This is a genomic window from Erythrobacter alti (assembly GCF_037996805.1).
Classification (GTDB): Bacteria; Pseudomonadota; Alphaproteobacteria; order Sphingomonadales; family Sphingomonadaceae; genus Alteraurantiacibacter; species Alteraurantiacibacter alti.
On the sequence record NZ_JBBNAX010000002.1, the window covers coordinates 242,128 to 268,059 of the forward strand.

23 protein-coding genes are annotated in these 25,932 nt (G+C 62.3%); 15 read left to right on the forward strand and 8 right to left on the reverse strand.

Features of this window, described 5'->3' with window-relative positions; translation table 11 throughout:
* Window positions 1–17: 17 nt before the first annotated feature.
* Window positions 18–890, forward strand: coding sequence for a diacylglycerol/lipid kinase family protein (locus AAC850_RS04660; protein ID WP_340587455.1), 873 nt, complete (start codon window positions 18–20; stop codon window positions 888–890).
* Here AAC850_RS04660 and AAC850_RS04665 read toward each other — a convergent pair.
* Window positions 874–2,064: a phospholipase D-like domain-containing protein gene (locus tag AAC850_RS04665; protein ID WP_340587456.1), complete on the reverse strand. Its 1,191-nt coding sequence runs from the start codon at window positions 2,062–2,064 to the stop codon at window positions 874–876. The two genes, AAC850_RS04660 and AAC850_RS04665, sit on opposite strands and share 17 nt — an antisense overlap.
* Window positions 2,065–2,167: 103 nt before the next feature.
* On the opposite strand from AAC850_RS04665, the gene rpoZ reads away from it, so the two are divergent.
* On the forward strand, window positions 2,168–2,512 hold the full coding sequence (gene rpoZ / locus AAC850_RS04670) for a DNA-directed RNA polymerase subunit omega (RefSeq protein WP_340587457.1): 345 nt from the start codon (window positions 2,168–2,170) through the stop codon (window positions 2,510–2,512).
* 80 nt (window positions 2,513–2,592) lie between these two features.
* Here rpoZ and AAC850_RS04675 read toward each other — a convergent pair whose 3' ends face one another.
* Window positions 2,593–3,393: a sterol desaturase family protein gene (locus tag AAC850_RS04675; RefSeq protein WP_340587458.1), complete on the reverse strand. Its 801-nt coding sequence runs from the start codon at window positions 3,391–3,393 to the stop codon at window positions 2,593–2,595.
* 106 nt (window positions 3,394–3,499) lie between these two features.
* On the opposite strand from AAC850_RS04675, the gene AAC850_RS04680 reads away from it, so the two are divergent.
* Complete coding sequence (locus AAC850_RS04680; protein WP_340587459.1) at window positions 3,500–4,567, forward strand: DUF3667 domain-containing protein; 1,068 nt, start codon at window positions 3,500–3,502, stop codon at window positions 4,565–4,567.
* A 25-nt stretch (window positions 4,568–4,592) separates the two neighbouring features.
* Here the strand turns inward: AAC850_RS04680 and AAC850_RS04685 are convergent, their stop codons facing one another.
* The 3 genes from AAC850_RS04685 to ftsH are packed head-to-tail and all read right to left on the reverse strand — an operon-like array spanning window position 4,593 to window position 7,139.
* The gene (locus tag AAC850_RS04685) at window positions 4,593–4,871 is read right to left on the reverse strand and encodes a hypothetical protein (RefSeq protein ID WP_340587460.1); all 279 of its coding nucleotides are present in this window, start codon (window positions 4,869–4,871) and stop codon (window positions 4,593–4,595) included.
* A gap of 40 nt (window positions 4,872–4,911) precedes the next feature.
* Window positions 4,912–5,193: a hypothetical protein gene (locus AAC850_RS04690; RefSeq protein WP_340587461.1), complete on the reverse strand. Its 282-nt coding sequence runs from the start codon at window positions 5,191–5,193 to the stop codon at window positions 4,912–4,914.
* Window positions 5,190–7,139, reverse strand: a complete 1,950-nt coding sequence (gene ftsH, locus AAC850_RS04695; RefSeq protein ID WP_340587463.1) for an ATP-dependent zinc metalloprotease FtsH — start codon at window positions 7,137–7,139, stop codon at window positions 5,190–5,192. Before ftsH ends, AAC850_RS04690 begins: the two co-directional genes overlap by 4 nt.
* Window positions 7,140–7,338: 199 nt before the next feature.
* Between ftsH and AAC850_RS04700 the strand changes: the two genes are divergently transcribed.
* From AAC850_RS04700 to AAC850_RS04715, 4 genes are read left to right on the forward strand one after another with little or no spacing between them, the layout of a single operon-like run.
* Window positions 7,339–7,533, forward strand: a complete 195-nt coding sequence (locus AAC850_RS04700) for a hypothetical protein (protein WP_340587464.1) — start codon at window positions 7,339–7,341, stop codon at window positions 7,531–7,533.
* Complete coding sequence (locus tag AAC850_RS04705) at window positions 7,530–7,955, forward strand: hypothetical protein (protein WP_340587465.1); 426 nt, start codon at window positions 7,530–7,532, stop codon at window positions 7,953–7,955. Before AAC850_RS04700 ends, AAC850_RS04705 begins: the two co-directional genes overlap by 4 nt.
* On the forward strand, window positions 7,955–8,551 hold the full coding sequence (locus AAC850_RS04710) for a hypothetical protein (protein ID WP_340587466.1): 597 nt from the start codon (window positions 7,955–7,957) through the stop codon (window positions 8,549–8,551). Before AAC850_RS04705 ends, AAC850_RS04710 begins: the two co-directional genes overlap by 1 nt.
* Window positions 8,548–8,760 carry a helix-turn-helix transcriptional regulator gene (locus AAC850_RS04715; RefSeq protein ID WP_340587467.1) on the forward strand — a complete coding sequence of 71 codons (213 nt, stop codon included), beginning with the start codon at window positions 8,548–8,550 and terminating at the stop codon, window positions 8,758–8,760. Before AAC850_RS04710 ends, AAC850_RS04715 begins: the two co-directional genes overlap by 4 nt.
* Before the next feature lie 4 nt (window positions 8,761–8,764).
* Here AAC850_RS04715 and AAC850_RS04720 read toward each other — a convergent pair whose 3' ends face one another.
* Complete coding sequence (locus tag AAC850_RS04720) at window positions 8,765–9,751, reverse strand: hypothetical protein (protein ID WP_340587468.1); 987 nt, start codon at window positions 9,749–9,751, stop codon at window positions 8,765–8,767.
* Between the two features lie 137 nt (window positions 9,752–9,888).
* Between AAC850_RS04720 and AAC850_RS04725 the strand changes: the two genes are divergently transcribed.
* Complete coding sequence (locus AAC850_RS04725) at window positions 9,889–10,692, forward strand: class I mannose-6-phosphate isomerase (RefSeq protein WP_340587469.1); 804 nt, start codon at window positions 9,889–9,891, stop codon at window positions 10,690–10,692.
* Window positions 10,693–10,698: 6 nt separating this feature from the next.
* Here AAC850_RS04725 and gdhA read toward each other — a convergent pair whose 3' ends face one another.
* Window positions 10,699–12,063, reverse strand: coding sequence for an NADP-specific glutamate dehydrogenase (gene gdhA, locus AAC850_RS04730; protein ID WP_340587471.1), 1,365 nt, complete (start codon window positions 12,061–12,063; stop codon window positions 10,699–10,701).
* Window positions 12,064–12,199: 136 nt separating this feature from the next.
* Here gdhA and AAC850_RS04735 point away from each other — a divergent pair, with 136 nt between their 5' ends.
* From AAC850_RS04735 to AAC850_RS04765, 7 genes are all read left to right on the forward strand, one after another.
* The gene (locus AAC850_RS04735) at window positions 12,200–14,269 is read left to right on the forward strand and encodes a CHASE2 domain-containing protein (protein WP_340587472.1); all 2,070 of its coding nucleotides are present in this window, start codon (window positions 12,200–12,202) and stop codon (window positions 14,267–14,269) included.
* 106 nt (window positions 14,270–14,375) lie between these two features.
* Window positions 14,376–15,101: a hypothetical protein gene (locus AAC850_RS04740; RefSeq protein ID WP_340587473.1), complete on the forward strand. Its 726-nt coding sequence runs from the start codon at window positions 14,376–14,378 to the stop codon at window positions 15,099–15,101.
* Window positions 15,102–15,183: 82 nt separating this feature from the next.
* Complete coding sequence (locus AAC850_RS04745) at window positions 15,184–16,578, forward strand: multiheme c-type cytochrome (protein ID WP_340587474.1); 1,395 nt, start codon at window positions 15,184–15,186, stop codon at window positions 16,576–16,578.
* Window positions 16,579–16,583: 5 nt separating this feature from the next.
* Complete coding sequence (locus AAC850_RS04750) at window positions 16,584–18,575, forward strand: heme-binding protein (protein ID WP_422723175.1); 1,992 nt, start codon at window positions 16,584–16,586, stop codon at window positions 18,573–18,575.
* A gap of 3 nt (window positions 18,576–18,578) precedes the next feature.
* Entirely contained in the window at window positions 18,579–20,576 is a 1,998-nt protein-coding gene (locus AAC850_RS04755) for a hypothetical protein (protein WP_340587476.1), read from the forward strand.
* Window positions 20,576–24,784: an LVIVD repeat-containing protein gene (locus AAC850_RS04760; RefSeq protein ID WP_340587477.1), complete on the forward strand. Its 4,209-nt coding sequence runs from the start codon at window positions 20,576–20,578 to the stop codon at window positions 24,782–24,784. Before AAC850_RS04755 ends, AAC850_RS04760 begins: the two co-directional genes overlap by 1 nt.
* Window positions 24,781–25,047 carry a hypothetical protein gene (locus tag AAC850_RS04765; protein WP_340587478.1) on the forward strand — a complete coding sequence of 89 codons (267 nt, stop codon included), beginning with the start codon at window positions 24,781–24,783 and terminating at the stop codon, window positions 25,045–25,047. Before AAC850_RS04760 ends, AAC850_RS04765 begins: the two co-directional genes overlap by 4 nt.
* On the opposite strand, the gene AAC850_RS04770 is transcribed toward AAC850_RS04765, so the two are convergent.
* Window positions 25,044–25,904, reverse strand: a complete 861-nt coding sequence (locus AAC850_RS04770) for a metallophosphoesterase (protein ID WP_340587479.1) — start codon at window positions 25,902–25,904, stop codon at window positions 25,044–25,046. The two genes, AAC850_RS04765 and AAC850_RS04770, sit on opposite strands and share 4 nt — an antisense overlap.
* Between the last annotated feature and the right edge of the window lie 28 nt (window positions 25,905–25,932).

A 25,932-nucleotide genomic window follows, 5' to 3' on the forward strand; every position in this document is an offset into this window, starting at 1 on the left:
TATCCGGATAATTGCCGGTGACGGGACCTTCATCCCCAACCGACCAGCCGACCGTCTGGCTTTGCTACAACAGCGCCAGCGGCAGCCATGTGGACGGGCTGGAGGAGCAGATCGCCGAGCGGCTTGCTGCTGCCGATCTGAATATCGCGCGCAGTTTCGATGCCCAGTCGGACGAACTGCCCGATGCCGGAATGGCGAGCGGCGCCAAGGTGGACGTAATCATCGTTCACGGCGGCGATGGCACGCTCAATGGGCTCGTAAGCAGACTGATCGGGTGGGATGGCACCATACTGCCGCTGCCGGGCGGGACTGCCAATCTGCTGTGTCACGAGTTGTTCGAGGAATGTGAGTGGGACGCGATCCTCGATCACTACGCCGCTGGCAAACTGACGCCCCGAAACCTCAAGGTGCTACGATGCAGCGAGCATATCGCGCTGGCCGAAATGCTTGTCGGGCCTGCCGCGCTGTGGGCCGATGCGCGGGAGGAAATCCGCAACAAGGAAGCTTCTGCAGTAATCGCCACCGCCACCGATGCCGCCGTGCAAAGCGCGGAGGGGCCGTTCGTGCAGATCATCGAGCCGGAGATCGGGCGCGAGGAAGGATATCCCGGCGTCCGTTTCATCCTCGACTACGGCGCGATGAAGATCGAGGGCTATTGGCAGGACGGTTTCCTCGATTTCATCAAGCAGGGCCTCGCGATACTGACGCATGATTTCCGGCAGGGGCCGCATGACGATTTAGGCACGGCAAAATGGGTTGTGTGCCGCGCGCGTGACGATGCGGAGATCGAATTGATGGTCGACGGAGAGCGTGCCACGATCTCGTCAACGGCCGAGATTTCCTATGAAACGCTGGGCATCAAGGTGCTCGCCTCTAAAGCCCGAGATTGAGCCGCCGCGTCACCGTATAATCGAGCACGCCGACAAGGAACCAGCTCGCCCACCATTTGGTGCGGGTCCACAAGGTGGCACGTCTGGCGTGATCTTCCGGCGTTATCTCGTCGCACGCATCGACGTGGTCGTGAATGAACTGGCGCATCGTTTCGGCCAGCGCAGCATCCTCGATGCGCAGCACGATCTCGAGGTTGAGATATAGCGAGCGCATGTCGAAATTGGCGCTCCCCATATACACCGCATCATCGAGCACGATCAGCTTCGTGTGCAGCTTGCAGGCCTGGAATTCGTAGATTTTCGCGCCGGCCTCGAGCAGGTTCTTGTAGAGTGCGCGGCTGGCTCCGATGGTCGCCGCATTGTCGCTCTTGCCGGCCATAACCAGGTGCGTCTTGCCCTTGCGCGCAATCCTGCGGATGGCACGGCGCAGCTTCGTATTGGGCGAGAAATACGCCATCATCATGTCGAGACGCTCGCCATCCTCCAGATCGCCGCGGATACAACGCGCCCAGCTGGAGAGGCCCTTGGTCGGCCCGCCGATCAGCAATTGCACGGGCCCGTCACCATCATCCCATTCGCGCACCCGGCGGCGGATATCGCGGAACTGGGCGCGATCATCCTGCGTCCACTCCCGCAGCTGCTCAAACCAGCGCGCGACCTGTTCGACGACCTCTCCTTCGAGCCGGAAGCCGAGATCGTTCCAGCCATTGGCCTGTGGCGGAGCGAAGTAGTCATCCTCGACATTGAAGCCGCCGAGCATGGCGACCGTGTCGTCTGCCACCACGATCTTCTGGTGGTTTCGGATGAGCGCACGGCGCGACCATTTTGCCATGAACAGGCAGAACGAACCGCCTGCTTCGCTAAGCTCGGCGAAAAACTTGTCGTCCACGCTCGCGCCGAAACCATCGACGATCAGCGTCACATCGACACCGCGCCTGGCCGCAGCCACCAGCGCATCGCGCACAGCCACGCCTACGCCGTCGGCGGCAAAGATATAGAAGGCGATTTTCAGGCTTTTCTGCGCCCCGGCGATAATATCGAGCAAGGCCGCACGGCGATCTATTCCGGCGGGGTAGAATGTAAAGGACAGCCCCTGAGCTTGCGCGCTGAACGGCTCCGGATCGGCATAGGCAGGAAGCGCAGCGGCATCGCGGGCAGATTGGGTCAATTCCATCGCCACCCTGTTAGCATGCTTGGCGCGGCGGAAAACCTTGACGGGACGCCCTGTACCGACTAATTGAGCGCCTTTCCGAAAACACCAGCCTATCGGAGTGCCCATGGCGCGCGTTACCGTCGAAGATTGCGTCGACAAAGTTCCCAACCGTTTCGATCTCGTCCTGCTTGCTGCCCAGCGCGCGCGGGAAATTTCCGGCGGTGCCGAAATCACTCTCGACCGTGACCGGGACAAGAACCCCGTTGTTGCGCTGCGCGAGATCGCCGAACAGACCGTGAAGCCCAAGCATCTGCAGGAATCGCTGGTCCAGTCGTTGCAGACAATCCTTCCCGATGAGGAAGACGAGGCCGATGATATCGGTTCGCTGAGCCAGTCGGCAGAGGCCATGCGCCTGTCCGCCGCCGCGCCGACCCGCTCGACTTCGATCGGAGCCGATTACGACGGTTAAGGCCTTGTGCCATCCGTCAAGCCAAGGGGCCGCGCCGAAAGGTTGCGGCCCTTTGCTTTTTCAAGCGCTGGTTCCAGCGCCTATTTGCGGGTGAAGGGCTGTATAAGCGCGAAGCCCAGCTTGGCTGGCCGATCGTCCTGCCACTCTTGCAGCCCGATGGTCATATCCTCCTGTCTGTCCCTGGCTGAAGCGCGGTAAGTGCCGAACAATCGGTCCCACAAGGTGAGTGCGGTTCCGTAATTGCTGTTCGTCTCCTCCATACGTGCCGAATGGTGGATGCGGTGCATGGTGGGCGTTACGAGCATTTTTCGCACGATCCTGTCCAGTTTGGCAGGCAGGCTGAAATTGGCATGGGTGAACAGGGTCGCCACGGCAAAACCCGCTTCGAAAACGAAGACCGCCAGCACGGGCGCGCCGAGCGTGATGACTACCGCGCATTTATACGCCATCGACAGAACAATCTCCGCCGGATGGAAGCGCGCCGCCGTGGTCACGTCGAAATCTCGGTCGCTGTGATGCACGCGGTGCAGTCGCCACAGCAGCGGGACACGATGCGTCGCCCAGTGTTGCACATAAAGCGCCAGGTCCAGCGCCAGCAAGGTTACCGCAAAGGCCAGCCAAGCGGGTAGCTCGACCAGGTTGAGGAGGCCCCAGCCCCGCTCTGCCGCCAGTACGGCCGCGCCCACCATCGCCAGCGGGATCAGCAGGCGGACCGCTGCAGTATCGATTGCGAACAAGGCCAGGTTGGTGAACCAGCGGCGCCCCCTTGGCAGTACCGCGCGCCGGAACGGGATGGCGATTTCGACCAGGATCAGCAGCACGAAGGCAGCGGCCGTAATGGCAAGGCCGATCACCGGCAGTTGGTCTGTTGCGACATCCATGGCCCCCATGTGGCTGCGGACAGACCGGCGCACAAGTGGGCTGCACTGCCCGATTGCCAGCGCGCCTTGCCTGCCTATACTGCCCCCTCATGAAAGGGGGGCACGCATGAGCGATCTGCTGGAAGGCATCGGCACGGCGAGCGAGGGGGGCCTGCTGTCGCGCGCACTCGAACCCGATTCGGGGGCGAAGGCGCCGCATCCCGATCAACCCGAAGCCTGCCTCAACTGCGGCACCGCGCTGACCGGCGCTTATTGCCATGCTTGCGGGCAGAGCGGGCACGTACACCGCACCATCGGGGCGTTCATGCACGACCTGCTGCACGGCGCGTTGCATTTCGAAGGCAAGTTGTGGCGCACGTTGCCCATGCTGATCTTCCGCCCCGGCAAACTTACCCGGCGCTATATCGAAGGGGAGCGCGCGCGCTTTGTGTCGCCGATGGCGCTGTTCCTATTCGGCGTGTTCCTCATGTTCGCGGTGTTTCAGATGGTCGGACTGACCGCGCCGACCGATCTTTCTGCACCCGAAATATCTCCGCAGTCGGTGACCGACGCCCGCGAGGGACTCGAGCAGGAACGCGAAGAGGCGCGGGTCGAGCTTGAGGCACTGCCAGCCGATTCGAGCGAGCGGGCCGAGCTTGAAGCGCAGATAACCACGATCGATGAGAGTCTTGGAGCGCTCGATACGGTGTCGGAGTTGAACCCAGATGGCTTCATGCGGGACGGGGAATGGAACATCACCGGAGTCAGTGCAATCGACGATGGGGTGATAGCCAAATGGCGCGAAAATCCGGGTCTTATGCTTTATAAATTGCAAGCTAACGCCTACAAATTCAGCTGGCTGCTGATCCCGATCTCGATCCCCTTCGTGTGGCTGATGTTCTTCTGGAAACGGCGCTTCAAGGCCTACGACCACGCGATTTTCGTCACGTACTCACTCAGTTTCATGACTTTGCTGTTCATCACGGGATCGCTGCTGATCGCCGGCGGAGTGGACTCGGATATCGTGGTCGTGGCCGCCATGATCATCACACCGATCCATATGTACAAGCACCTGCGCTACACGTACGAAATCAGACGCTTCAGCGCGCTGTGCCGCCTATTGCTTCTCAGCGTTTTCATCTGGATCGTAATCTTGCTCTTCCTGCAGGTACTGCTGGTGCTGGGAGCATTCTGATTACGCCACTTGCCCCTGTCCGGCGCTAGTCGGTTCCATCCAGCTCATTATCCGAGGGGTCGGTGTCGTTGGCTTCATTCTCGGCCAGCTCGTCGCGCAGTTCTGCGGCGCCTTCGCTGACTTCATCGGCAGCGACGATTGCCCCTTCGCGCAGTTCTTCACCTATGACTTCGGCGTTGGCGGCGGTGTCGGCAGCAGCGCCCTCCGCTGTCGCTTGAGCACGCTCCTGCGTTTCTTCGGAACAGCCTGACACGAACATGGCGGGCAAGATCAAAGCAGCGGCAAAGACGGATGTCCTGGTCATAAAATCCTCCTGTGACGTCCCTCAAACGCGCGAGATACAATCACGGTCCCGAGCTGCCCTCATCATTGTGCCACCAGATCCACCAGCGCAGAAACGTGAGGACCATGTGCCAGCCGACGAGGATCGCGGCCCAGGCCAGGAAGGTAAAGCCAAGCTGGGTGAGTACCTGGTCGCCGCGCTCGCGGTTGAACAGCCACACGATCGGGCCGATCACGACGAGTGCGCCGCCTAGCCAGAGAAGGAACCGCCCGCCCGCCTCCATCACGCGCATCGCCACGCTGGCGAGATCGCGCAAGGGACGCGGCGGCGGTTCGTGCGTCACGCGCCTTGCGGCGCTTCACCCTCGCCGCCGAAGCGCTTACCGGCCTTGGGGATGGCCGAACCATGCGTAGGCACGACCGGTATTGGACCAGACGGGGCATCCGGACGGTCGATCTTGCCGTCTTCAAGCAAGGTCTTGATCTCGTCACCCGTCAAAGTCTCGTATTCGAGCATGGCTTGTGCGAGCAGGTGCAACTGGTCTTCGTGCTCAGTCAGCAGGTCGGTCGCTCGCTTGTGAGCGCCTTCGACCAGATCCTTGATCTCCTGGTCGATCAGCTTGTTGGTTTCAGCACCCGCCATTGTACGCGTGGTCTGGCCCATGCCGAGATAGCCTTCCTGGCTCTGCTCGTACATCAGCGGGCCGAGCTTGTCGGACATGCCCCACTTGGTGACCATGTTCTTGGCCAGGTCGGTGGCATACTGGATGTCGGACGAGGCACCGCTCGATACCTTGTCGTGCCCGAAGATGATTTCCTCGGCGACGCGGCCACCCATGCTGACCGACAGGTTCGCATGCATCTTGTCACGGTGGTAGGAGTAATTGTCGCGTTCGGGCAGGCGCATCACCATGCCCAGCGCACGTCCGCGCGGAATGATGGTAGCCTTGTGGATCGGGTCCGATGCCTCTTCATGCACGGCGACGATGGCGTGCCCCGCCTCGTGATAGGCGGTCATCTTCTTCTCGTCCTCGGTCATGACCATGCTCTTGCGTTCAGAGCCCATCATCACCTTGTCCTTGGCGTCCTCGAACTCCTGCATTGCCACCAGGCGCTTGTTGCGGCGCGCGGCTAGCAAGGCTGCCTCGTTGACGAGATTGGCAAGGTCCGCACCGGAGAAGCCCGGCGTACCGCGCGCAATGGTGCGCGGGTTCACGTCGGGCGCCAGCGGCACCTTCTTCATGTGCACGGCAAGGATCTTCTCGCGGCCGTCGATATCGGGGATCGGCACTACGACCTGGCGATCGAAACGGCCCGGACGCAGAAGCGCAGGATCGAGCACGTCGGGGCGGTTGGTCGCCGCGATGATGATGATGCCTTCGTTGGCTTCGAAACCGTCCATCTCGACCAGCAACTGGTTCAATGTCTGCTCGCGCTCGTCATTGGAATTGCCGATACCGTTGCCGCGATGGCGACCCACCGCGTCGATTTCGTCAATGAAGACGATGCACGGCGCGTTCTTCTTGGCCTGTTCGAACATGTCGCGCACACGGCTTGCGCCCACGCCGACGAACATTTCGACAAAATCGGAGCCTGAAATGGTGAAGAACGGCACGCGCGCTTCACCCGCAATTGCGCGGGCGAGCAGCGTCTTACCGGTACCGGGCGAACCGACCAGCAGCGCGCCCTTGGGGATCTGTCCGCCCAGCTTGGAGAAGCGTTGCGGGTCCTTCAGGAATTCGACGATTTCCTGCAATTCCTCGCGCGCTTCGTCGATCCCGGCCACGTCCTCGAAAGTCACGCGGCCCTGCTTTTCGGTGAGCAATTTGGCCTTCGACTTGCCGAAACCCATCGCACCGCCAGCGCCGCCACCCTTCTGCACCTGTCGCAGCGCAAAGAAGGCGATGCCGAGGATAAGCAGGAACGGGAGCGTCTGGATCAGGATGTACAGCAGCACATTGCCTTCTTCGGCCTGCGCGCCGGTATATTCGACACCCGCTTCGTCCAACTGCTGTGTCAGGCGTGTGTCGCCGGGCACGGGCGTGGTCGAGAATGTCTCGTCATTGCGCAGGACCCCGGTGATCTGGTCTTGCGCAATCGTCACTTCAGCGACGCTGCCCTCGACGACCTTTTCCTTGAAATCCGAATAGCTGATGGCCGTGCCGGGTGCCTGGCGGTCGCCGCCAAACATGGAAACGGCCAGCAACAGGGCCAGGAAAATACCGCCCCAGACGAAGAGGCTCTTCATCCACGGGTTCGGCTGTTCTTCGGGTTCGCGATTCTCGCTCATGCGCAGGGCATCCTTTCGTGGACCCAATGTAGGCGCGCGCTAGTGAATGGCAAGATAACGACCCCTGGCCTTTTTGCGGGAAGGAAACGCGGTTTCCGAGCCGACCTCACGTCAAGCTTGCCAAGCAATATGACAAGGTTACTTGACTTTTGGCGAATCATTGTCTAGTTTCCTTTACATCACTTCAAGGGAGCTTGACATGCATCCGATTACCAAAGCGCTCGTCTGGGCAGGTGCCATCATCCTGTTTGCGCTGCTTGCCGCGTCCGGGCTTGTCGAAAATGAAACCGCCCGGACAATGCTCATCATCCTACCCGTCCTTGCGTGGACGACACTGGGCAATGCTCGCGGCTGCGCGCCATGCCCGATCATCCGAAACGGAGACAACTCATGACCAAACGAACCCGCGCCAAGCCTGAAATGCTGCGTTATCTCGTCCGAATTGCCCTCGCGATGGCGCTTTATCTCGGCTCGCTTTTCGCCGCCGAAGTCCTGATCGAGGACCGCGGATTGTCAGGGTGGCCAGCCTATATGCTGGCTGCCCTGCCCGGCCTCGCATTCGCTGCGGTATTCTGGATTTTCGTGCGCCTGATCGTGGAAGAGCGGGACGAATTTTTCCGCATGCTCTACGTACGCCAGGTGATGGTGGCGACCGGCCTGACCCTGACCGGCGCCGCCGTTTGGGGTTTTCTCGAAACCTACCTGCCCGTCCCGCATGTCGAGGCCTTCTGGTGGCCGACGATCTGGTGCTTCGGCCTGGGTGTGGGGGCGGTCTTCAACAAGATCACCATGGGTACTTTCGGGGAGTGTGCATGATGACGAGCGCGACACATAACAAGGCGAAGCCGGGGCTGTGGGCGGGCCTGTTCGCCTCCAACATGGCCGTGATCGCAGTGCTGTTTGTCACCGGAGCGATCGAGCCGCCGACCCCTTACATACTGATGGTGCTGAATGCGGTACTGCTGGTGCCCGTCATAAGGACAGGCAAGCGATTGCAGGCAGAGCGAGGCGCGATGACGAGAGCGGTTGCGCGCTACAACCGGCGATTCCTGTCCTTCGCCGCCATTTATTCTGTGGCGATGATGGGCTCGGCGCTCGCGGCAGACCGGATGGAGTGGACTCCGCCCGCCATGTGGCTACTCGCGGTGGTGCCCATGATTCCAGCATTCGGCATGATCTGGGCCATCATGCAATACCTGCGCGAAGAGACCGACGAATATTTGCGTCACCGCGCCGTAAACAGTGCAGTTGTCGGACTGGGCTTTGTGTTGGTGCTGGGAACCGGCTGGGGCTTCCTCGAAACCTTCGGACTCGTCCCGCACATATGGGCGTGGTGGGTCTTCCCCGCCTGGGCCATTGGTCTCGGCGTGGGCATGGCCTGGCCGGAGCGCAGTGCTGGAGACGCGGCGTGAAGAACCGGTTGCGCGTCTTGCGCGCAGAGCGCGAGTGGAGCCAGCAGGACCTTGCCGACCGCCTCGATGTCTCACGCCAAAGCGTGAATGCCATCGAGACGGGCAAATACGATCCCTCGCTCCCGCTCGCCTTCAAGATTGCCGACATCTTCGGCCTTGCGATCGAGGAGATCTTCCTTCGCGAAGTTGCCGAAGAGGCCGCCGAATAGCCGGCTAGAATAGAGTGTGGCGGGCGGGGATTTCTATTCTCGCCTGCTGCGCGATCATCTCCAGCCACTGCTGGACCTGCTCGCACTCCTGCTCGAAGGCAGGCGCGAAAACTGCCTCATCGCCGCCGAAATCGCCGCCGATCTTTGCGTGGCGACGAAATATCGGCCCGTCCACCACGGTCTCGACTGCTCGCGGGTCGAATGACAGTCCCGCCAGCTCCAACACCGCTTCTACTGCATCGGCGCGGTTCAGGTCGAAGCGGTCGCCATCGAGCACGCGCAGCCGCTCGCTGTCCGACCCGGACAGCAGCATTGCAAAGAGCCGCTGCGAGAGGAACCACGCCAGACCCGCCGCTTGCAAATCGGTCATCGAGAATTGCTCGCGCCCGTCCATGCCAAGGTCCATTCCGGCATAGCCCATCATTTCAAGGTAAAGCTGCCGCCCCCAGCGCCTCCCCATCAGCGCGCGCTTGTCGACCGACCTGAGAAAGCTGCCCAGCGGATTGGTCATCAGCACCGCTGTCGCGTCGGGGCGCGCGGCGAGCAGCGCGGGAATCAGCATGTTGGCATGGTTGGTTGGTTTGACGAACACCGCTTCGCCGTCCCCCCAAGGCCGCGACAGCAGGTCGCACACGGGCTTGATCAGATTTTTCGCCGCTTCTCCCGCTCCGCCCAGTTGCGCGAGGATCCCCGGCTCGGCCATACCCACCGAAACACCTTCGATATTCAATGCGCGCACCAGCAGGGTGGAGCGGCAAAAGGCGGTGTGGAAGATGAAATGCAATGCGCCGGTTTCGGGCTGCATGGCGCGCACTTCATCGAGCGTCAGCCATGCGCTTTCCTCCGCCTCTTCCGGCTTGATATCTGCAAGGAAGCCGGGCGATGTCAGCACGTCGCGCCCGATACGCACGAATTGCATCCGCCCGCCCGCCAGATCGAGCGCATGCGGTAGCCAGTGCGGGTCCGCGGCGATGGTCGTCCTGTCGCTCATAGGTGCGGTCTAGCCCTGCAATCGGGACGAATGAAGCCCGCTGCACTGGAAAAGCGGCGCGCGTTGTGCAAATCGCAATAATCACACGCTAATTGTCAGGCGTCATGGACGCCGAACACTCTTTCACAAGGTCGCCAATGCTGTTGCCAACGCGCACGGTCGAAAAGGTTTGGGGCAGGGATTCGCTCCCCGCACCCTTCATTGCGCCCGAAGGTGTGCGCGTGGGCGAAATCTGGTTCGAACCGCAGCCCGAATTGCCCGAATTGCTGGTCAAATACCTCTTCACCAGCGAGAAACTTTCAGTCCAGTGCCACCCCGATGCCGAGCAGGCCAAAGCCGCAGGCCTTGGCCGCACCGGCAAAGAAGAGTGCTGGCTGGTCGTCGCCGCCGAGGAGGGCGCGACGCTGGGTGTCGGCTTTAACGAGGAGATCGACACCGAAACGATGCGCGCCGCCGCGCTCGATGGCTCGATCGAACACCTGCTCACCTGGCATAGGGTGCAAGCGGGCGACTATTTCTATATTCCCGCAGGCACGGTTCACGCGATCGGTCCGGGATGCTCGATCATCGAGGTCCAGCAGAACAGCGACATCACTTTCCGCCTGTATGACTATGGCCGCCCGCGCGAGTTGCATCTCGACCAGGGCATATCGGTAGCGCGCGGCACGCCTCATCCTGACACATTGCGCGGCAGCATTCCGACCAGCGGCCATGCAACGCTGGTCGACGGCCCGCAATTCCGCCTCGATCTGGTGGACGGCGTGGCCGATGACGGCCTGCTCTATTCCTATGCAAGCAAGCTGCTGGTGGTGCCACTATCGGGCGAAGTGCTCGTCGCAGGCGAAGTCGTTGCTCCCGGCCAATGCGCGCAGGCTCCCGACCTCGCCAGCGTCACCTTCGCCCCCGAAGGCAAATGCCTTGTGACCGCGCCGACCGTTTAGCCCGGTTTACACCACACCGAACGCAAGCATCGCATCTGCGACTTTCTTGAAGCCCGCGATATTTGCGCCCTTCACATAGTCGACATAGTCGCCGTCATCCTGCTTGCCGTAGGCCACGCATTTCTCGTGAATGCCCTCCATCAGGTCGGTGAGCATGTCGCCCAGACGCTCCTGGTTCCAGCTGATCCGCTCCGAATTCTGGCTCATTTCGAGGCCCGACACCGCAACGCCGCCCGCATTGGCTGCCTTGCCGGGGCCGTACATGATTGCGGCATCGTGAAAGACCTTCACCCCGTCGAGCGTGGTCGGCATATTCGCGCCTTCTGATACCGCGATTACGCCATTTTCGACCAGCGCCTTCGCCTCGACCTCGTTCAACTCGTTCTGCGTCGCACATGGCAGGGCGAGCTCGGCAGGCACGTTCCACGGCCGCGCGCCTTCGTGGAAGGTCGCGTTGGTGAAATGGTCAGTATATTGAGAAATCCGACCGCGATTATGGGTCTTGTGATGCTTGACCCAGTCGATCTTCTCCTGGTCGATACCGTCGGGATCGTGGATGAAGCCGCCGCTGTCGGACAGTGTCAGCACCTTGCCGCCAAGCTGGACGATTTTCTCCGCCGCATGGGTAGCGACATTGCCCGATCCCGAAATGACGGCAGTCTTGCCCTCGACATCCTGTCCGGCGTGCTTGAGCATGTTGCGCAGGAAATAGACCGCTCCGTAGCCGGTCGCCTCGGGCCGCATCTGCGATCCGCCATATTCGGTCGCCTTGCCTGTCAGCACCCCTTCCCAGCGTCCGGTGATGCGCTTGTACTGGCCGAACATGTAACCGATTTCACGCGCGCCCACGCCGATATCGCCGGCAGGCACATCGGTGTTGGGGCCGATATGGCGGTACAGTTCGGTCATGAAGCTCTGGCAGAAGCGCATGACTTCAGCATCGCTCTTGCCCTTGGGGTTGAAATTCGCGCCACCCTTGCCGCCGCCCATCGGCAGGCCGGTGAGCGAATTCTTGAAGGTCTGTTCGAATGCGAGAAACTTGAGCACGCTTTCGTTTACGCTTGAATGAAAGCGGATGCCGCCCTTGTAGGGACCGATGGCATTGTTGTTCTGCACCCGCCAGCCACGCTGCACGCGGATGCAGTGATTGTCATCCTCCCAGCACACGCGGAAGCTGACGATCCGGTCAGGCTCGGCAATACGGCGCAGGATCTGCGCCTCGTGATACTCTTCCTTGTCCTCGATGAATTCGAAGATGTCCTGAGCCACTTCCTGCACGGCCTGGATGAATTCGGTCTGTCCCGGATTGCGTTTGCGAACGCCCTCCATGAATGTGTCCAGATCGACGTGTCGGTCATAAACTGAAGCCATATCGCGGTCCTCCCCCTGTGCCCGCGCGATAAGCGGGACTGGCCTGCTTATGCCTCGTTTTGGCAGCGAAGACCAATGTCTTCACACTTGCAAAAGCACTGGCGCACGCCACAAGGGCAATGGGAAGGGGGAAATCTTGACCGGGCAAACACCATTGCACTTGTTGGAACGCGGCTGGCGCAGCGTGCGCGAAGCCGGACCAAAGCGGCTGGCGCTAACCGGGCTGCTGTTACTGCTTGCGCTGGTGCTGGCGCGGTTCAGTTGGCAGATCTGGTTCACCGACACGGCCGAACGCGCCCTGTACGATGCGCGCGAGTTCTACCTGTCGGAACAGGTCGAACCGGACCAGCGCGTAGTCATTATCGCGTTCGACGACCAGGCCTTGATCCAGCTCGAAAAGCGATCGCCCCTCCCGCGCGATACACTGGCGGCCGCATTGCGCAATATCGACACGCTGGGCGCAAAGGCGATCGGCATCGATATCCTGTTCGATCAGCCGCAGCAGGAAGATCCAGAACTCCTCGAGACACTGCAAGCCATGCAGACACCCGTCGCGGTGGGCTATGCCGACGTGATCACCAATGAACTCGACATCGAGTACGAGCAGCAAGCCTATCTCGACGAATTTATGGCTGCGCTGGAAGGAAGCAATGCCCGGCCCGCCAGCATTCGTCTCGCTGAATTTGAAGGCGTCACGCGGGTCTGGCCCGAGATAATCGCAGGCACACCGCCGCTGATGAGCCGCGTGATGCTGCAAAGCGCGGGCAATCCAGCAGTCGATCGCTTCGAAGGGTATCAGGGCGCAATCCGTTTCCGCCGGCCGATGTATGCCGACGAGCCGGTATTCCCCACGCTTTCGATCATCGCCTTCAGTATCGACGAGATATTCGCCATTCCCGAAGCGCGCGAGGATTTCGAGACGGCGGTTCGCGATTCCTACGTGCTGATCGGCGGCGACATCATCGATTACGACCGGACACTCACGCCGCTCTCCGGCTATGTCGATGACGCTGTTGAACAGGGCGCGCGCGACGTACGGCCACCAGGAATCCAGATCCACGCGGCCACCATTGCGCAGATGCTCGATGGCGAACGGCGAATACAACCGTCGAACTGGTATCTCTGGGGATTGTCCTTGCTGGTCATCATCGCGGCCACGCTGACCGCGCTGATGGAGCTGCGAAGCTGGAGATTCATTCCCCTACTTGTGATCCAGCTCTTGCTGTTCATCGGGCTGCCGTTCTTCCTGCACGAGCGCGGCTTCGATACGCATGGCTTCCCCGCCATCGGTCCTGCGCTCGGCTGGATCGTCGCCTTCACCGCCATTACCAACGCGGCGCGCGCGTCAGGCGCGGTGCAGCGACGTTTCGCGCAAGGGGCACTGGGCAAGTACCTGCCGCAAAGCATCGCCAGCGAGATCATCGAGAAGCCCGAATTGCTCAGCCTCGGCGGTGAAAAGCGCGAGATTTACGTGCTGTTTTCCGACCTCGAAGGCTTCACCAAGATGAGCCATGCGGTGGAACCGGAAATGGTGGCAAAACTGCTCAACCGCTATCTGGAATTGCTCAGCCAGGTGGTGCTCGACCATGGCGGCATTCTGGACAAGTTCGTGGGTGATGCAGTGGTTGCCTTCTGGGGCGCGCCGATTGCCCTTCCCGACGATGCCACGCGAGCGGCCAAGGCAGGATATGCAATCTGGCAGGCGGGAGAGAATTTCCGCGCCGAAGTTGCTGCAATGGACCCCGATCTTCCCAAGATCGGCAAGACCCGTGTGGGGCTGCACTTTGGCGAGGCCGTAGTGGGCAATTTTGGCGGCAAGAACCGCATCCAGTACACGGCGCTGGGCGACTCCATGAACACCGCCGCAAGGCTCGAGTCGGCCAACAAGGCGCTCAATACCTCGATTATGGCGAGCGCGGAATTTGCCACACGCTCTGGCCTCGACTGGTGGCGGCGCATGGGCCGCGTCGTGCTGTCAGGCCGCGCGCAGCCGGTCGACCTCTACGAGCCTGCGCCGGAATTCCTCAATGCCGACCGCCGCGAACTGGCCGAAGCCGTCGAGCAGCTTGACGCAGACCGCGACGCTGCAATCGAACGTATCGCCGCGCTGGCCGCAGTCTATCCCGACGATGCCGCGCTCGCCTCGCTGCTCATGCGCAGCCGCAATCTGGGTGCCGATGGTGCCTATGTCATGGCAGGGAAATAATTTCGCAGCCATCACGATCGCGTCGTAAATGTCCTATACCGCTGGCATTCGCCACAACATGCTGCAATCGTGCTATAGGGCATTCTTTATCGGGGGGAAAAGACCCATGAAAACGATCCGCAGAACATGGCTGGGCATCTTTGCCGCCTTTGCCACTCTGGTGCTGGCGCCGCAGGAAGCGATAGCAGGCACTGTCGTCGCGGTCAGCGGACCATCCGCTTCGCAATATCCCGTCGGAACACAGATCGGTGACACCCAGCGCGTGACACTGAGGGAAGGCGATACGCTGACCGTGCTGCATGATGGCCGTACGCGGACCTTGCGCGGCCCGGGCACTTTCGTACTAGCCCAGCGCACGACGCAGGGCCGCAACCGCGCGCTGGCCGCGCTCACCACGCGCCGCTCCGCCAGCCGGGCGCGTACCGGGGCCGTGCGCGGCGATGGCGAGGAAGTGACCAATCCCAACCTCTGGTATGTCGATGTCGCCAAATCGGGCACGATCTGCCTGGCCAATGGCGATCCGGTCCACCTCTGGCGCGCACGCACCGAGGACGCCGAAGTCTATTCCTTCGCACGCGAGAATGCCGCTGAGGAACCCGTGAGCCTGACATTCCCCGAAAGAGAGATGCTGGCGCTGTGGGAATCGGCCGTACAGCTGCGCGAAGGAGAGACTTACGCCATTTCCTCGAACAATTCGCGGGATGTGGCACAGGTCCGTTTCGTGTTCCTGCAAGATATTCCCGAGGATGCAGAGGACTTGGCGCTTGCGCTGATCGAAAACGGCTGCACAGTGCAACTGGAACAGATGTCGGCCGCGCTGGAAGGTAACTGAAGGAACCAGCCACGCCGGGTCGCCTCGGCGCACCGGCATCGAATTGGGTGAGCGTGGGTTCACGGCCGGGGGCCGCCACGTAATGGGAACAAGGGGAACAGGCGATATGGTCAGCCGCGCGCGAATTGCAGGGCTCGCGCTTGCCATGGCTACCGTGCTCGCACTCACATTCGGACTGACTGCGGGCGAACCGCTCAATGCGCAGGGCAGCTATTCCTACACCGGTGTCGCATCCTGCGCCGGCTCGACCTGCCACGGCCGCAGCGAGGGCAATGGCGCAATCGTGCGGCAGGACGAGATTGCTACATGGCAAAGCCCTTCGGCCGTCAGTGGCGCGCACAGCCGGACCTATGCTGTCCTCGGATCGCGCCGTTCGCGGCAGATCACTGCGTCGCTCGGCCTCGGTGATCCGCAATCGGCGCAGGCCTGCCTCGGCTGCCACGCAACCTATGCACCGCCATCGCAGCGCGGCCCGCGCTTCCGGCTGGATGACGGAGTAGGCTGTGAAAGCTGCCACGGCGCGGCGATTGGGTGGCTATCAAGCCATTACGAAGTGCGCGGCACACATCCGGCCAATGTCCGCAACGGGCTGGTCCCGCTTGAACAGCCGACGACGCGGGCGCGCGTTTGCCTCGATTGCCATTATGGTAGCGCCGATGCCGGGCAATTCGTCACTCATGCGATGATGGCAGCAGGCCACCCGCGTATCACTTTCGAGCTCGACCTGTTCAGCGCCTTCCAGCAGCATCACGATGTTGATGCCGATTACATCCAGCGCAAGGGACGCCCCGATGCGGTGCAATTGTGGGCCGTGGGTCAGGCCGAGGCGGTGGCCCGTGCAACCGACCTGTTCGCGCGGCCTTCGCACGGCATGGCGGGCGTGTTCCCGCAGCTGACATTCTATGACTGTCACTCGTGCCATCGCCCGATCACCGACGAGGACGAGCGGCGCCTGACCTTCGAGACCAATCCGGGGCGTCCGATCACATTTGGCCAGCCGCCATTCAACGATGAGAACATCATCATGCTGTCCGCCGTCGCCGAAACGCTGGCGCCGGGCCGCGCCGAAAGCTTCCGCCGCGCCAGCCGCCAGTTCCACGGGGCGATGGACGAAGGCCGCGCCGAGGCGCAGCAGGCAGCGATTGCCTTGCGCAGCGAAGCGCTCGAACTGTCCGGAGCGCTGGCCGCACGGTCCTTCGGATCGAACGGCGCCTTTACCGTGGTCGAGCGGATCGGAAATACCGCTACCTCCGCACGCTTCACCGATTATGCCGGTTCAGTGCAGGCAGTGATGGCGGTTGATACGCTGCTTAATGCGCTGGTGAGCGAAGGCCGCGTCACTGTCGGCGCAGCGGCGGGTATTCGCGCCGATATCAACCGCGCATACGAGGCTGTGCGCAGTCCTGAAGGCTATCGCCCTGCCGCTTTCCGCGCGGCGCTGGGCCAGGCAGTCGGCGCAATAGGACGGCTGCGGTAGTGCGGCTGCGCGGCGCAACAGCTTCGCTTGCCGCAATTGCGTTGGTGCTCGCAGGTTGCGGAGGCGGTGGCTCCGATGGAGGCCAGAACGGTGGCGGCAACGCAGTCGTGCCGACCCCTACACCCACTCCGCCACCTTCGGGCCAACTATATGCTCCGCCCGCGCAGGAAAATCTCACCGCCGCGGATGTCCAGTCCATCATCGCCCAGGCTGTGAACGAGGCACAGGCGCGCAACCTGCCATCGATGATCGCAGTGACCGACCGGGTCGGGAATGTGCTGGCAGTCTTCGCCATGAACGGCGCCAATCCCGAAGCCACGCTGTCGCGCCAGCAAATCGGCGGCATGGCTGCAAATGGCAGCGAGATCGGCCTGCAGGGCGTGGCCGTTCCGGCGCAAGCCGCAGCCATCGCCAAAGCGCTGACCGGAGCCTATCTGTCGAGCGGTGGCAATGCCTTCACCAGCCGCACGGCGAGCCAGATCGTGCAGGAGCACTTCCCGCCCGCGCCGACCACGGTGGGGCTGGAGAGCGGACCGCTCTTCGGCGTGCAATTCAGCCAATTGCCCTGTTCGGACCTTGTTGCTCGGGCAAGCGACGGGCTGATCGGTCCCAAGCGTTCGCCGCTGGGCCTTGCCGCCGATCCGGGCGGACTGCCGCTCTACAAGAACGGCGTCGTCGTCGGCGGCATCGGCGTGATGGGCGATGGAGATTACGGCTTCGACACGAACATACTCGACACCGATAACGACGATGAGGAGGCGATTGCACTGGCAGGTGCGCAAGGATTCATGGCCCCGACCGATATCCGCGCCAACCGCATCTTCGTAGATGGCACAGCCTTGCGCTTCTCCGATGTCACCGAGGCGCAAATTACCGCCGGAGCGGGCAACTTCGCCGCGATAAACGGCACCGCGGGCAATTTGCTGGCCGTCACCGGATACACCAACGGAACGCTGTTGGCTGGCACGGCCTACGGTACCGAAGCATCGGGCATCCGGGCCGCAACAGCCGCTGAGTTTTCCAACCGCGACGCTTTCGTGCTGACCGACGGCGCAGGTAATCCCCGCTTTCCCATCCGCGCCGGGACCGATGCGGCGAGCGTGTCCCAGCCACTGACAGCGGGCGAAGTGAGGGCGATCCTGGAAGAAGCCTTCACTGTGCTCAGCCGCGCGCGCGCGCAAATCCGGCGTCCGCTCGACAGCAGGATGCAGGCTTCGATCAGCCTCGTCGATACGCATGGCGAAGTGCTTGGCGTGGTGCGCTCGCCCGACGGGCCGATCTTTGGCGTCGATGTGAGCTTGCAGAAAGCGCGCACTGCGGCCTTCTTCTCCAATTCGGTCGCCGCCGCGCAATTGCAGGCCGTGCCCGCTCCGCCAAAGGGTCTTTCAGGCGCGCAATATGTGACACGGGTTCGCGCGTTTCTGGCAGATGCCAACGCCCTCACCGGAACATTCGCCTTTGCCGATCGCTCCGGCGGCAATCTCTCGCGACCCTATTTTCCCGATGGCGAGGTCGGACAACCGCCCGGCCCGCTCTCGGTTGCCTCCTCTTCGCAGTTCAGTCCTTTCGCAGTCGGGATGCAGACCGACCTCATCGTGCCCAATATCGGCGCGCATGTAGCTTTCATCGCGAGCAATGGCGGCAGCGCGGACACGCCGGTAGGTTGCACGCTGGTCCCTAATTCACCTTCGGGCAGCCCGCGCATTGCCAACGGCATCCAGATCTTTCCCGGTAGCGTCCCGATCTATCGCGGCGGTCAGTTGGTCGGCGGTATAGGCGTGTCGGGCGACGGTATCGATCAGGATGACATGGTCAGCTTCCTCGGTCTCCACAACGCAGGCGTGCGCCTAAGCGGCATCGGCAATGCCGCGCCTTCCATCCGTGCGGACCGGATCGTGGTGAATGTCAACGGACGCAATGTGCGGCTACGTTATGTGAATTGCCCCTTCGCGCCGTTCCTCGACACTGATGCGCAAAACGTTTGTCAGGGGCTGTAGGCGATGAGCGCGACGCTGGCTCTTCTCCTCATCTCGCAAGCGGCATCGCCGCAAGATGCGCAGGAGCAGCCGCAGGAAGCGCAACCGCAGGAGCGTCCCGACGGCGGGCTGGGAACACAGGTCGATCCGGCAGAGCCTGTTGATCCGGAGATCATAGAGGGGCGTCGCCGTCCGGGCTATGTCGGTGAATTGCCCGACCCGATCACGCAGGATAATCCCGGCGCGGTTCGCGCACCGCCACCGCAAGCTTTCCCGACAGACGCAATTCCGATCCCCGATCGCTGGCGGCTGATCCAAAACCTTGGGCTGGTGACCGAAGATCCGTTCGATCCCTACCGTCAGAACACCTACAAGGGCGATCGCCCGATCTGCATCAATTCGGATGACGAACGCGAGCATCGCGCCGGCCTGCGCGCTGCGGCCGAAGAGGAGGAACGCGCCCGCGCCGCAGAGGAAGGGCGCGTCTACGATCCCGACCAGGTCGCCTATCCCTACGGCTCGGACGAGTGCTGGACCCCGCGCTTTCTCGGGCTGGAGGGCAATGACTGGTTCTTCGTTGTCAACGCGATCAGCGACACGGTAATCGAACCGCGTACGTTCCCGATCCCCGTCGGCGTACAGACCACGCAGGACCCTGACCGGCTCGACGTGTTCGGAAATGATTTCTCGCCCGTCTACAGCCAGACCTTTCTGCTGGGCGCGGCGCTGATCAAAGGCTCGACCGCCTACAAGCCGCCCGATGTCGAATACCGGCTGACGCTGGCATACAACATCAATCATGTGGACGTGCCCGAAAGGCGCGTGCTGCTGGTCGAACCAAGCCGCGCGTCCAACAGGACCGACCACTTTCTCGGCGTGCAGGAAGCCTTTTTCGACTATCATATCCGCAACACCTCGCAGCGGTATGACTTCGACAGCTTCCGTATCGGGATCCAGCCATTCCAGGCCGATTTTCGCGGGTTCCTGTTCCAAGACAACCAATTGGGCCTGCGCGTCTTCGGCACGCGCGATAACAATCGCTTCCAGTATAATCTGGGCGCGTTCTGGCGGCTTGAGAAGGACACCAATTCAGGGCTCAATTCGGTGGTGCAGACCCCGCGCAGCGACTTCGTGTTCGTCGCCAATGCCTACCGCCAGGATTTCCTGATACCCGCGCTGACCAGCCAGCTTACCCTCGTCTACAATATGAACCGCGAGGGCGGCGATGTGGAGATCGACGACAACGGTTTTCCCGTGCGCCCTGCCCTGCTCGGCGATTTGCGCGGGCGCGATTACGATGTCGTCTATGTCGGGTACAACGCCGATGGCCGGATCGGGCGGATCAATGTCACCGCCAGCCTCTACGGAGCCTTTGGCGAGGATCGCAATTCGATCTTCACCAGCCAGCCTGCCGATATCCGCGCCTTCTTTGGTGCGGCAGAGCTGAGCTACGACCGCGACTGGGCGCGCTTCCGCCTGTCGGGCCTGTTCGCCAGCGGCGATTCCGACCCGTTCAACAATGTCGAAGCGGGTTATGACGCGATATTCGAGAACCCGATCTTTGCCGGGGCCGACACTTCCTACTGGATGCGACAGACCATACCTTTCGCCGGCGGTGGACGCGCGATCAGTCTCAATGGCCGCAACGGCCTGCTCAACTCGCTGCGCAGTTCGAAAGAGCAGGGGCAGAGCAATTTCAACAATCCCGGTCTTATCCTGACCGGCTTGGGCGCCGATTTCGACCTGACGCCGGAACTGCGCGTATCGACCAATGCCAACCATCTGTGGTTCGAGGATACCACCGTGCTGGAAACGCTGCGCGTCGAAGGCTCAATCCCGCAGGACATCGGCTACGATGTGTCGGCATCGGCCATCTGGCGACCACGCGCGAACCAGAATATCGTGCTGCGCCTGTCAGCCGCCGCGCTTGTAGCCGGTGATGGTTTCCAGGACCTGTTCGACAATCGCGGGGGCGACAATGTCTATTATTCCGTCCTCGCCAATGCGACCTTGAGCTACTGATGCGGCGGCTGTCTCCTCCCACTCTCGTCACCGCGTTATTCGCGGGCTGTGCGGCGCTCTTGGGCGCCGGCTCGCTGCTCGCTGAGGAAGGCGAGACGGCTGTCGTCCGCGACTACGAAGCTGCCGGGGTGATTGCACCACCCGCGCCGCAAAACCAGACGCAGTTGCAGGCCGACGCAAAATCCGCCGGCTGCGTTTCGTGCCACGTGCAGACCGATGCGCCGACCATGCATGTGTCGGACGCGGTGGTGCTCGGCTGCACCGATTGCCACGGCGGGAATGCCGAAATAATCGGCAACCCCGAACTGGGCTTCGACGCGGTCGCGTATGTCACCGCGCGCGAAGCTGCTCACGTTCTGCCGACCTATCCGGGCAGTTGGCATTATCCCAGCTCTGCCAATCCGGAACGGTCATATTCGCTGCTCAACCGCGAGGACCCGATCTTCGTGCGTTTCGTGAACCCGTCCGACTACCGCGTGGCGCGTGAGGCCTGCGGGGCGTGCCATATGCCGGTGATCGAGGCGGCGGAACGCTCGCTCATGGCATCGGGCGCGATGTTGTGGGGCGGTGCGTCCTATAACAACGGTATCCTGCCCTACAAAAACTACGTGCTGGGCGAGGCTTACACCCGCGAGGGCGAGGCCGCGCAGGTGCAAAGCCCGGGTGAGCCGCACGGCACCGTGACCGAAGAACAGGCCGCGCGCGGCGCGCTCGCCACGCTTTATCCGCTGCCGACATGGCAGGTCGTGCCGCCCGGCGACATCTTCCGCGTGTTCGAGCGCGGCGGACGCACGATCAACACGCAATTCCCCGAAATCGGCATTCCCAACCCGACCGGCCAGATCCAGCGGCTGGAGGAACCGGGGCGGCCCGATCTGCGCCAGTCCAATCGTGGTCCCGGCACCGGCCTGCGCGTCGCGATCCCGGTGCTCAACATCCACAAGACGCGGCTCAACGACCCCTTCACGTGGTTCATGGGCACGAATGACCAGCCGGGCGACTATCGCCACTCAGGCTGCGCATCGTGCCATGTGGTCTATGCAAACGACCGCGAGCCGCGCCATTCGCTGGTTTACGCGCAATATGGCCGAGACGGGCAAACGGTCACGTCCGACCCGGCAATCGCCGCGCTGACCAACCGGCTCTATGGCGATCATGGTAGCGACCACGGCGAAGAACCCGGTCATGGCGACCTGATCGGTCCCGGTGATACGCACGATGGCGAAGGCGGTGCGCTGTCGCTCGACCCGCCCGACGATCGCGAGCGCGGCCATCCGCTACGCCATGTCTTCACCCGTGCCATTCCCACAGCACAATGCATGAATTGCCACATGCACCAGCCCAATATCTTCCTCAATTCCTACCTCGGCTACACGATGTGGGATTACGAGAGTGACGCGCCCTTTATGTGGCCTGGCCCTGAAAACCGCACCCCGCGCCCGGCGGGGATGAGCGATGAGGAATATGAGGAGTTCTTCCTCACCCAGCGTTATCCCACTGCCGAACAGGTGCGCGAAGTGCTCGACCGCAATCCCGAAGGCGCGGCGCCGCGCGGGTTGTGGGGCAATCTCGATTTCCTGCGCAATGTCTACGATCTCAATGCCGAGCTGGAGGACACGCAATTCGCCGATTATCACGGCCACGGATGGACTTTCCGCGGCATTTTCCGGCGCGACCGCGAAGGCAATCTGGTTGATGCCGATGGCGAGGTTATCCGCCCGCCCGAAGAAAGCGACACGCCCGAAGAAGCCGCGCGTCACGAGGATCGCTGGCGCCAACGCTTCCGCCGCGACGGGGAAGAGCAATTCGTCCAGCCCGGCACCAATCCCGGCGAAGCGGTGCATTTGATGAGTATCCATGCCGAGAACGGGATGCAGTGCGCCGATTGCCATTATGCGCAGGACAGCCATGGCAACGGGCTGATCTATGGCGAAGTCGCCAATGCGGTGGAGATCGGCTGCAAGGATTGCCACGGCACGGCCGATGCCTATCCCACGCTGCGCACGTCCGGCCCCGCTGCGCCGCCACAAGGGCATGATCTCACCCTGCTGCGCAATCCGGATGGTCGCCGCCGCTTCGAATGGGTCGAGGATAATGCGGGCCGCCGCACGCTGATGCAACGCTCTATCGTCGATCCTTCGCTGCAATGGGAAGTCAGCCTCGTGCGCGACAGCGTCGATCCGGCGCATCCCGCGTTCAACGCGCTCTCGGCGCGCTCGAAACTGATGAGCGCGGACGGGGCGGAAACGGGCCGCTTCGAATTCGGCCCCGGTGTCGCGCTGGAAGACCGCGCGCATGGCGAGGAGGAGATGGCGTGCTTCACCTGCCACCTTTCGTGGACCACAAGCTGCGGTGGCTGCCACCTGCCGATCGAGGCGAACTGGCAGGCCGAAAACCATCGCTACGAGGGCGAAACGACGCGCAATTTCGCCAGCTACAATCCGCAGGTTGCGCGTGACCAGATGTTCCAACTGGGTATCCACCAGACCACCAAGGGCAACCAGGTCGCTCCGGTCCGCTCGACCAGCGCGCTGGTGCTCAGCAGCACCAATATCAACCGCGAGCGCATCTATGTGCAGCAGCCACCGATCAGCGCGGCAGGCTTTTCCAGCCAGGCCTTCGCGCCGCATTTCCCGCATACGGTCCGGCTGACCGAGACCAAGCAGTGCTCTGATTGCCACCTGTCCGAAGCGGAAGACAACAATGCGATCATGTCGCAGCTGCTCCTGCTCGGCACCAATTTCGTCAATTTCGTTGGGATGAATGCATGGACCGGGCTGGAAGGCGGGTTCGAGGCGGTGCGCGTGACCGAGTGGGAAGAACCGCAGGCAGTGCTCGGCAGCTACCTCCACCGCTACGCCTATCCCGATTACTACCGGATGCATGTCGAGGATAATGGCCGCGAACTGATCAACTGGGCGCGCGGGGATATTTTCGACGGCGATCTCTCGGGTGAAACCCGCGCGTTGGAAGAATTCGCCAATGTCCATGAAGGCACGCGCGACCGCGTCGGCTGCCTGCAGATGCGCGGCGAATATATGTTCGTGGCCGAGGGGAGCGGAGGATTCCGCGTCTACGATATCGCCAGCATTGCCAACAAGGGCTTTTCCGAACGGATCATCACCGCGCCGTTCAGTCCGCTGGGGCATGACACGCATGTGAGCAGCGAGAATGCGACTTGCATGGCGCTGGCGACCAACCAGCCAATCGCGCCAACGCGCAACACTGCCGAAATCCGCGAAATGAACGAGGAGCAGGCCTTCCTGCCGATTTACTCCTTCGCCGCCGTGACCGATGCGGTTGAGGGTCTGATCATGGTCAATGTCGATACGCTGGCCGATGGCGAATTGCGCAACAACCGCCTGCGCCGCCTGACTTATGGCGATGGCAGCGATGCGTGGAACCCTGATGGGGTGCTGGCAGGCGCGCGGCATATCACACTGGCGGGCGCAGTGGCCTATATCACCGCCGACGTCGGGCTGGTGGTCGTCGACCTTGCCGATCCGGCCAGTCCACAGCTTGCCGCGGTGCGTCCGCTCCACGATGCGCGAGCAACGGCGCTGCAATTCCGCTACCTCTGGGTCACTGATGCCGAGGGTGTGAAGCTGTTCGATGTGACCCAGCTCCACAACCCGATCGCGCGGCCCGAAGGCACAGTGCCCATGGCCAATGCCCAGCGCATGTATATCGCGCGCACCTATCTTTACGTCGCGGCGAAGCACGAAGGGCTCGGCATTGTCGATGTCACTCGCCCGCTCGCGCCGAGCATATACCGGATGGAAACGCTGGGCGGCTCGATGAACGATGTCGAGGACGTGATCGTAGCCAGCACCAATGCCAGCCTGTTCGCCTATGTCGCGGACGGGGTGAACGGGATGAAAGTGCTGCAACTCACCAGCCCGGCGAGCCAGCGCAATTTCTACGGTTTCAGCCCTGCGCCGATGCCCGAACTGGTGGCATGGGCGCGCACGCCTTCTCCCGCGATCTCGCTCAGCAAGGGCCTCGACCGCGACCGCGCGGTGGACGAGACAGGCGGGCAGATGGCGGTGTTCGGAAGACTTGGCTCACGCCCCTTCACCCGCGATGAAATGGAAAACCTCTTCCTCACCCGCGCCGGAATACCGTGGCGCGTCTCGGACGAGCCGGACATGGAGGCATGGCAGCCGGGCGCAGGTCCGGTGGCAGGGCGACGAAGGCCGGGACAGTGAGCGAGCGAGGTCGCAGCCTGATCGACAGGTTTCTCGATTTCGAAGCTCGCCACACGCGCGGCACCACTGTCTTCCTGACCATCTGGATGATGACCAGCTGGGTCTTCTACACCGACTGGATCGACTGGCCTGAAATTCCGTTTGTCAATTCGCTACAAGTCTTCTGGACTTCGGTCGCTTTCAACGCTCTGTGGTGGGGCTTTGCAAGGCCCAAACTGATGGAGCGAAAGGCGGCGCGGCTAGCAGAACGCGAGCGGGCCTAACCCGTCCCCTTTTCGCGCTCCATCTCGCGGATCATCGGTTGCAGGTGCGGGCCAAAATAGGCGAGCACATCCCAGTCACCGACCCTCTCGTAATGGCTTGCCAGCGTAGTGCCGTCCCAGCGGTGCAGCGCGTAGGTGGGCGGTTCGGTGGTGATAAGCGCACGGCTGTCCGGCTTCTCGCTGCTGATCGCGCGCAGGTCCATCGACACCAGCGGCGCGACTGAGGGTGTTACCGATAGGGGAATGCCGCAGAAGCGAGCACTCAGTTGCCGGTGGAGGTGTCCGCAGTGGATTGCCAGCACCTGATCGGCGCGGCCATCGAGCGCGTCGGCGAGATTGGCGATCCATTCTTCGGACGGGTCCGGGTCCATCCATGCGATGCCCGATACCACAGGCGGGTGATGCAGGAAGATCACCGCGGGCGTGCCTGCATGGGCATCGAGCACGCTTGCCAGCCAGTCGCGCCGCTTTTCGCAGAATGCCCCGCCGTGCCGTCCCGGCTCGAACGTATCGAGCAGCACCACCAGCAGGCCGTCCTGCACGAAGGCCGACTGGATAAAGCCATGCTCGTCGGTTTGGGTATCGGGAAAAGCGAGCAGCAATTCCTCGCGTGTGTCGTGATTGCCGACCAGCGCCTTCACCGGAAACGGGCAGGCGGCGAGCAGCTCAGCCGTCTTTTCAAAGCTTTCACGGTCGCCGCGGTCGGTAATGTCACCCGTCAGCAGCAGCATGTCGGGTGTATTGGGCTGGGAAAGCAGGCGGTCGAGCGTTGCGCGGAAGCGCTGGCGATTGAGTTCCTCCGGCCGTGCGTCGGGCTCGAAGCCGATATGGATGTCGGTCATTTGCGCGATCAGCATCGCGTGTCCCCTCTCGTCCGCCCCTGCG

Bases quoted from the DNA above. Each gene is read 5' to 3' on its own strand.
- AAC850_RS04665 (WP_340587456.1), bottom strand. From the start codon at position 2,064: ATGGAATTGACCCAATCTGCCCGCGATGCCGCTGCGCTTCCTGCCTAT.
- AAC850_RS04700 (WP_340587464.1), top strand. From the start codon at position 7,339: ATGCATCCGATTACCAAAGCGCTCGTCTGGGCAGGTGCCATCATCCTG.
- gdhA (WP_340587471.1), bottom strand. From the start codon at position 12,063: ATGGCTTCAGTTTATGACCGACACGTCGATCTGGACACATTCATGGAG.
- AAC850_RS04725 (WP_340587469.1), top strand. From the start codon at position 9,889: ATGCTGTTGCCAACGCGCACGGTCGAAAAGGTTTGGGGCAGGGATTCG.
- AAC850_RS04740 (WP_340587473.1), top strand. From the start codon at position 14,376: ATGAAAACGATCCGCAGAACATGGCTGGGCATCTTTGCCGCCTTTGCC.
- AAC850_RS04675 (WP_340587458.1), bottom strand. From the start codon at position 3,393: ATGGATGTCGCAACAGACCAACTGCCGGTGATCGGCCTTGCCATTACG.
- ftsH (WP_340587463.1), bottom strand. From the start codon at position 7,139: ATGAGCGAGAATCGCGAACCCGAAGAACAGCCGAACCCGTGGATGAAG.
- AAC850_RS04685 (WP_340587460.1), bottom strand. From the start codon at position 4,871: ATGACCAGGACATCCGTCTTTGCCGCTGCTTTGATCTTGCCCGCCATG.
- AAC850_RS04680 (WP_340587459.1), top strand. From the start codon at position 3,500: ATGAGCGATCTGCTGGAAGGCATCGGCACGGCGAGCGAGGGGGGCCTG.
- AAC850_RS04755 (WP_340587476.1), top strand. From the start codon at position 18,579: ATGAGCGCGACGCTGGCTCTTCTCCTCATCTCGCAAGCGGCATCGCCG.
- AAC850_RS04745 (WP_340587474.1), top strand. From the start codon at position 15,184: ATGGGAACAAGGGGAACAGGCGATATGGTCAGCCGCGCGCGAATTGCA.
- AAC850_RS04770 (WP_340587479.1), bottom strand. From the start codon at position 25,904: ATGCTGATCGCGCAAATGACCGACATCCATATCGGCTTCGAGCCCGAC.
- AAC850_RS04710 (WP_340587466.1), top strand. From the start codon at position 7,955: ATGACGAGCGCGACACATAACAAGGCGAAGCCGGGGCTGTGGGCGGGC.
- AAC850_RS04720 (WP_340587468.1), bottom strand. From the start codon at position 9,751: ATGAGCGACAGGACGACCATCGCCGCGGACCCGCACTGGCTACCGCAT.
- AAC850_RS04760 (WP_340587477.1), top strand. From the start codon at position 20,576: ATGCGGCGGCTGTCTCCTCCCACTCTCGTCACCGCGTTATTCGCGGGC.
- rpoZ (WP_340587457.1), top strand. From the start codon at position 2,168: ATGGCGCGCGTTACCGTCGAAGATTGCGTCGACAAAGTTCCCAACCGT.
- AAC850_RS04705 (WP_340587465.1), top strand. From the start codon at position 7,530: ATGACCAAACGAACCCGCGCCAAGCCTGAAATGCTGCGTTATCTCGTC.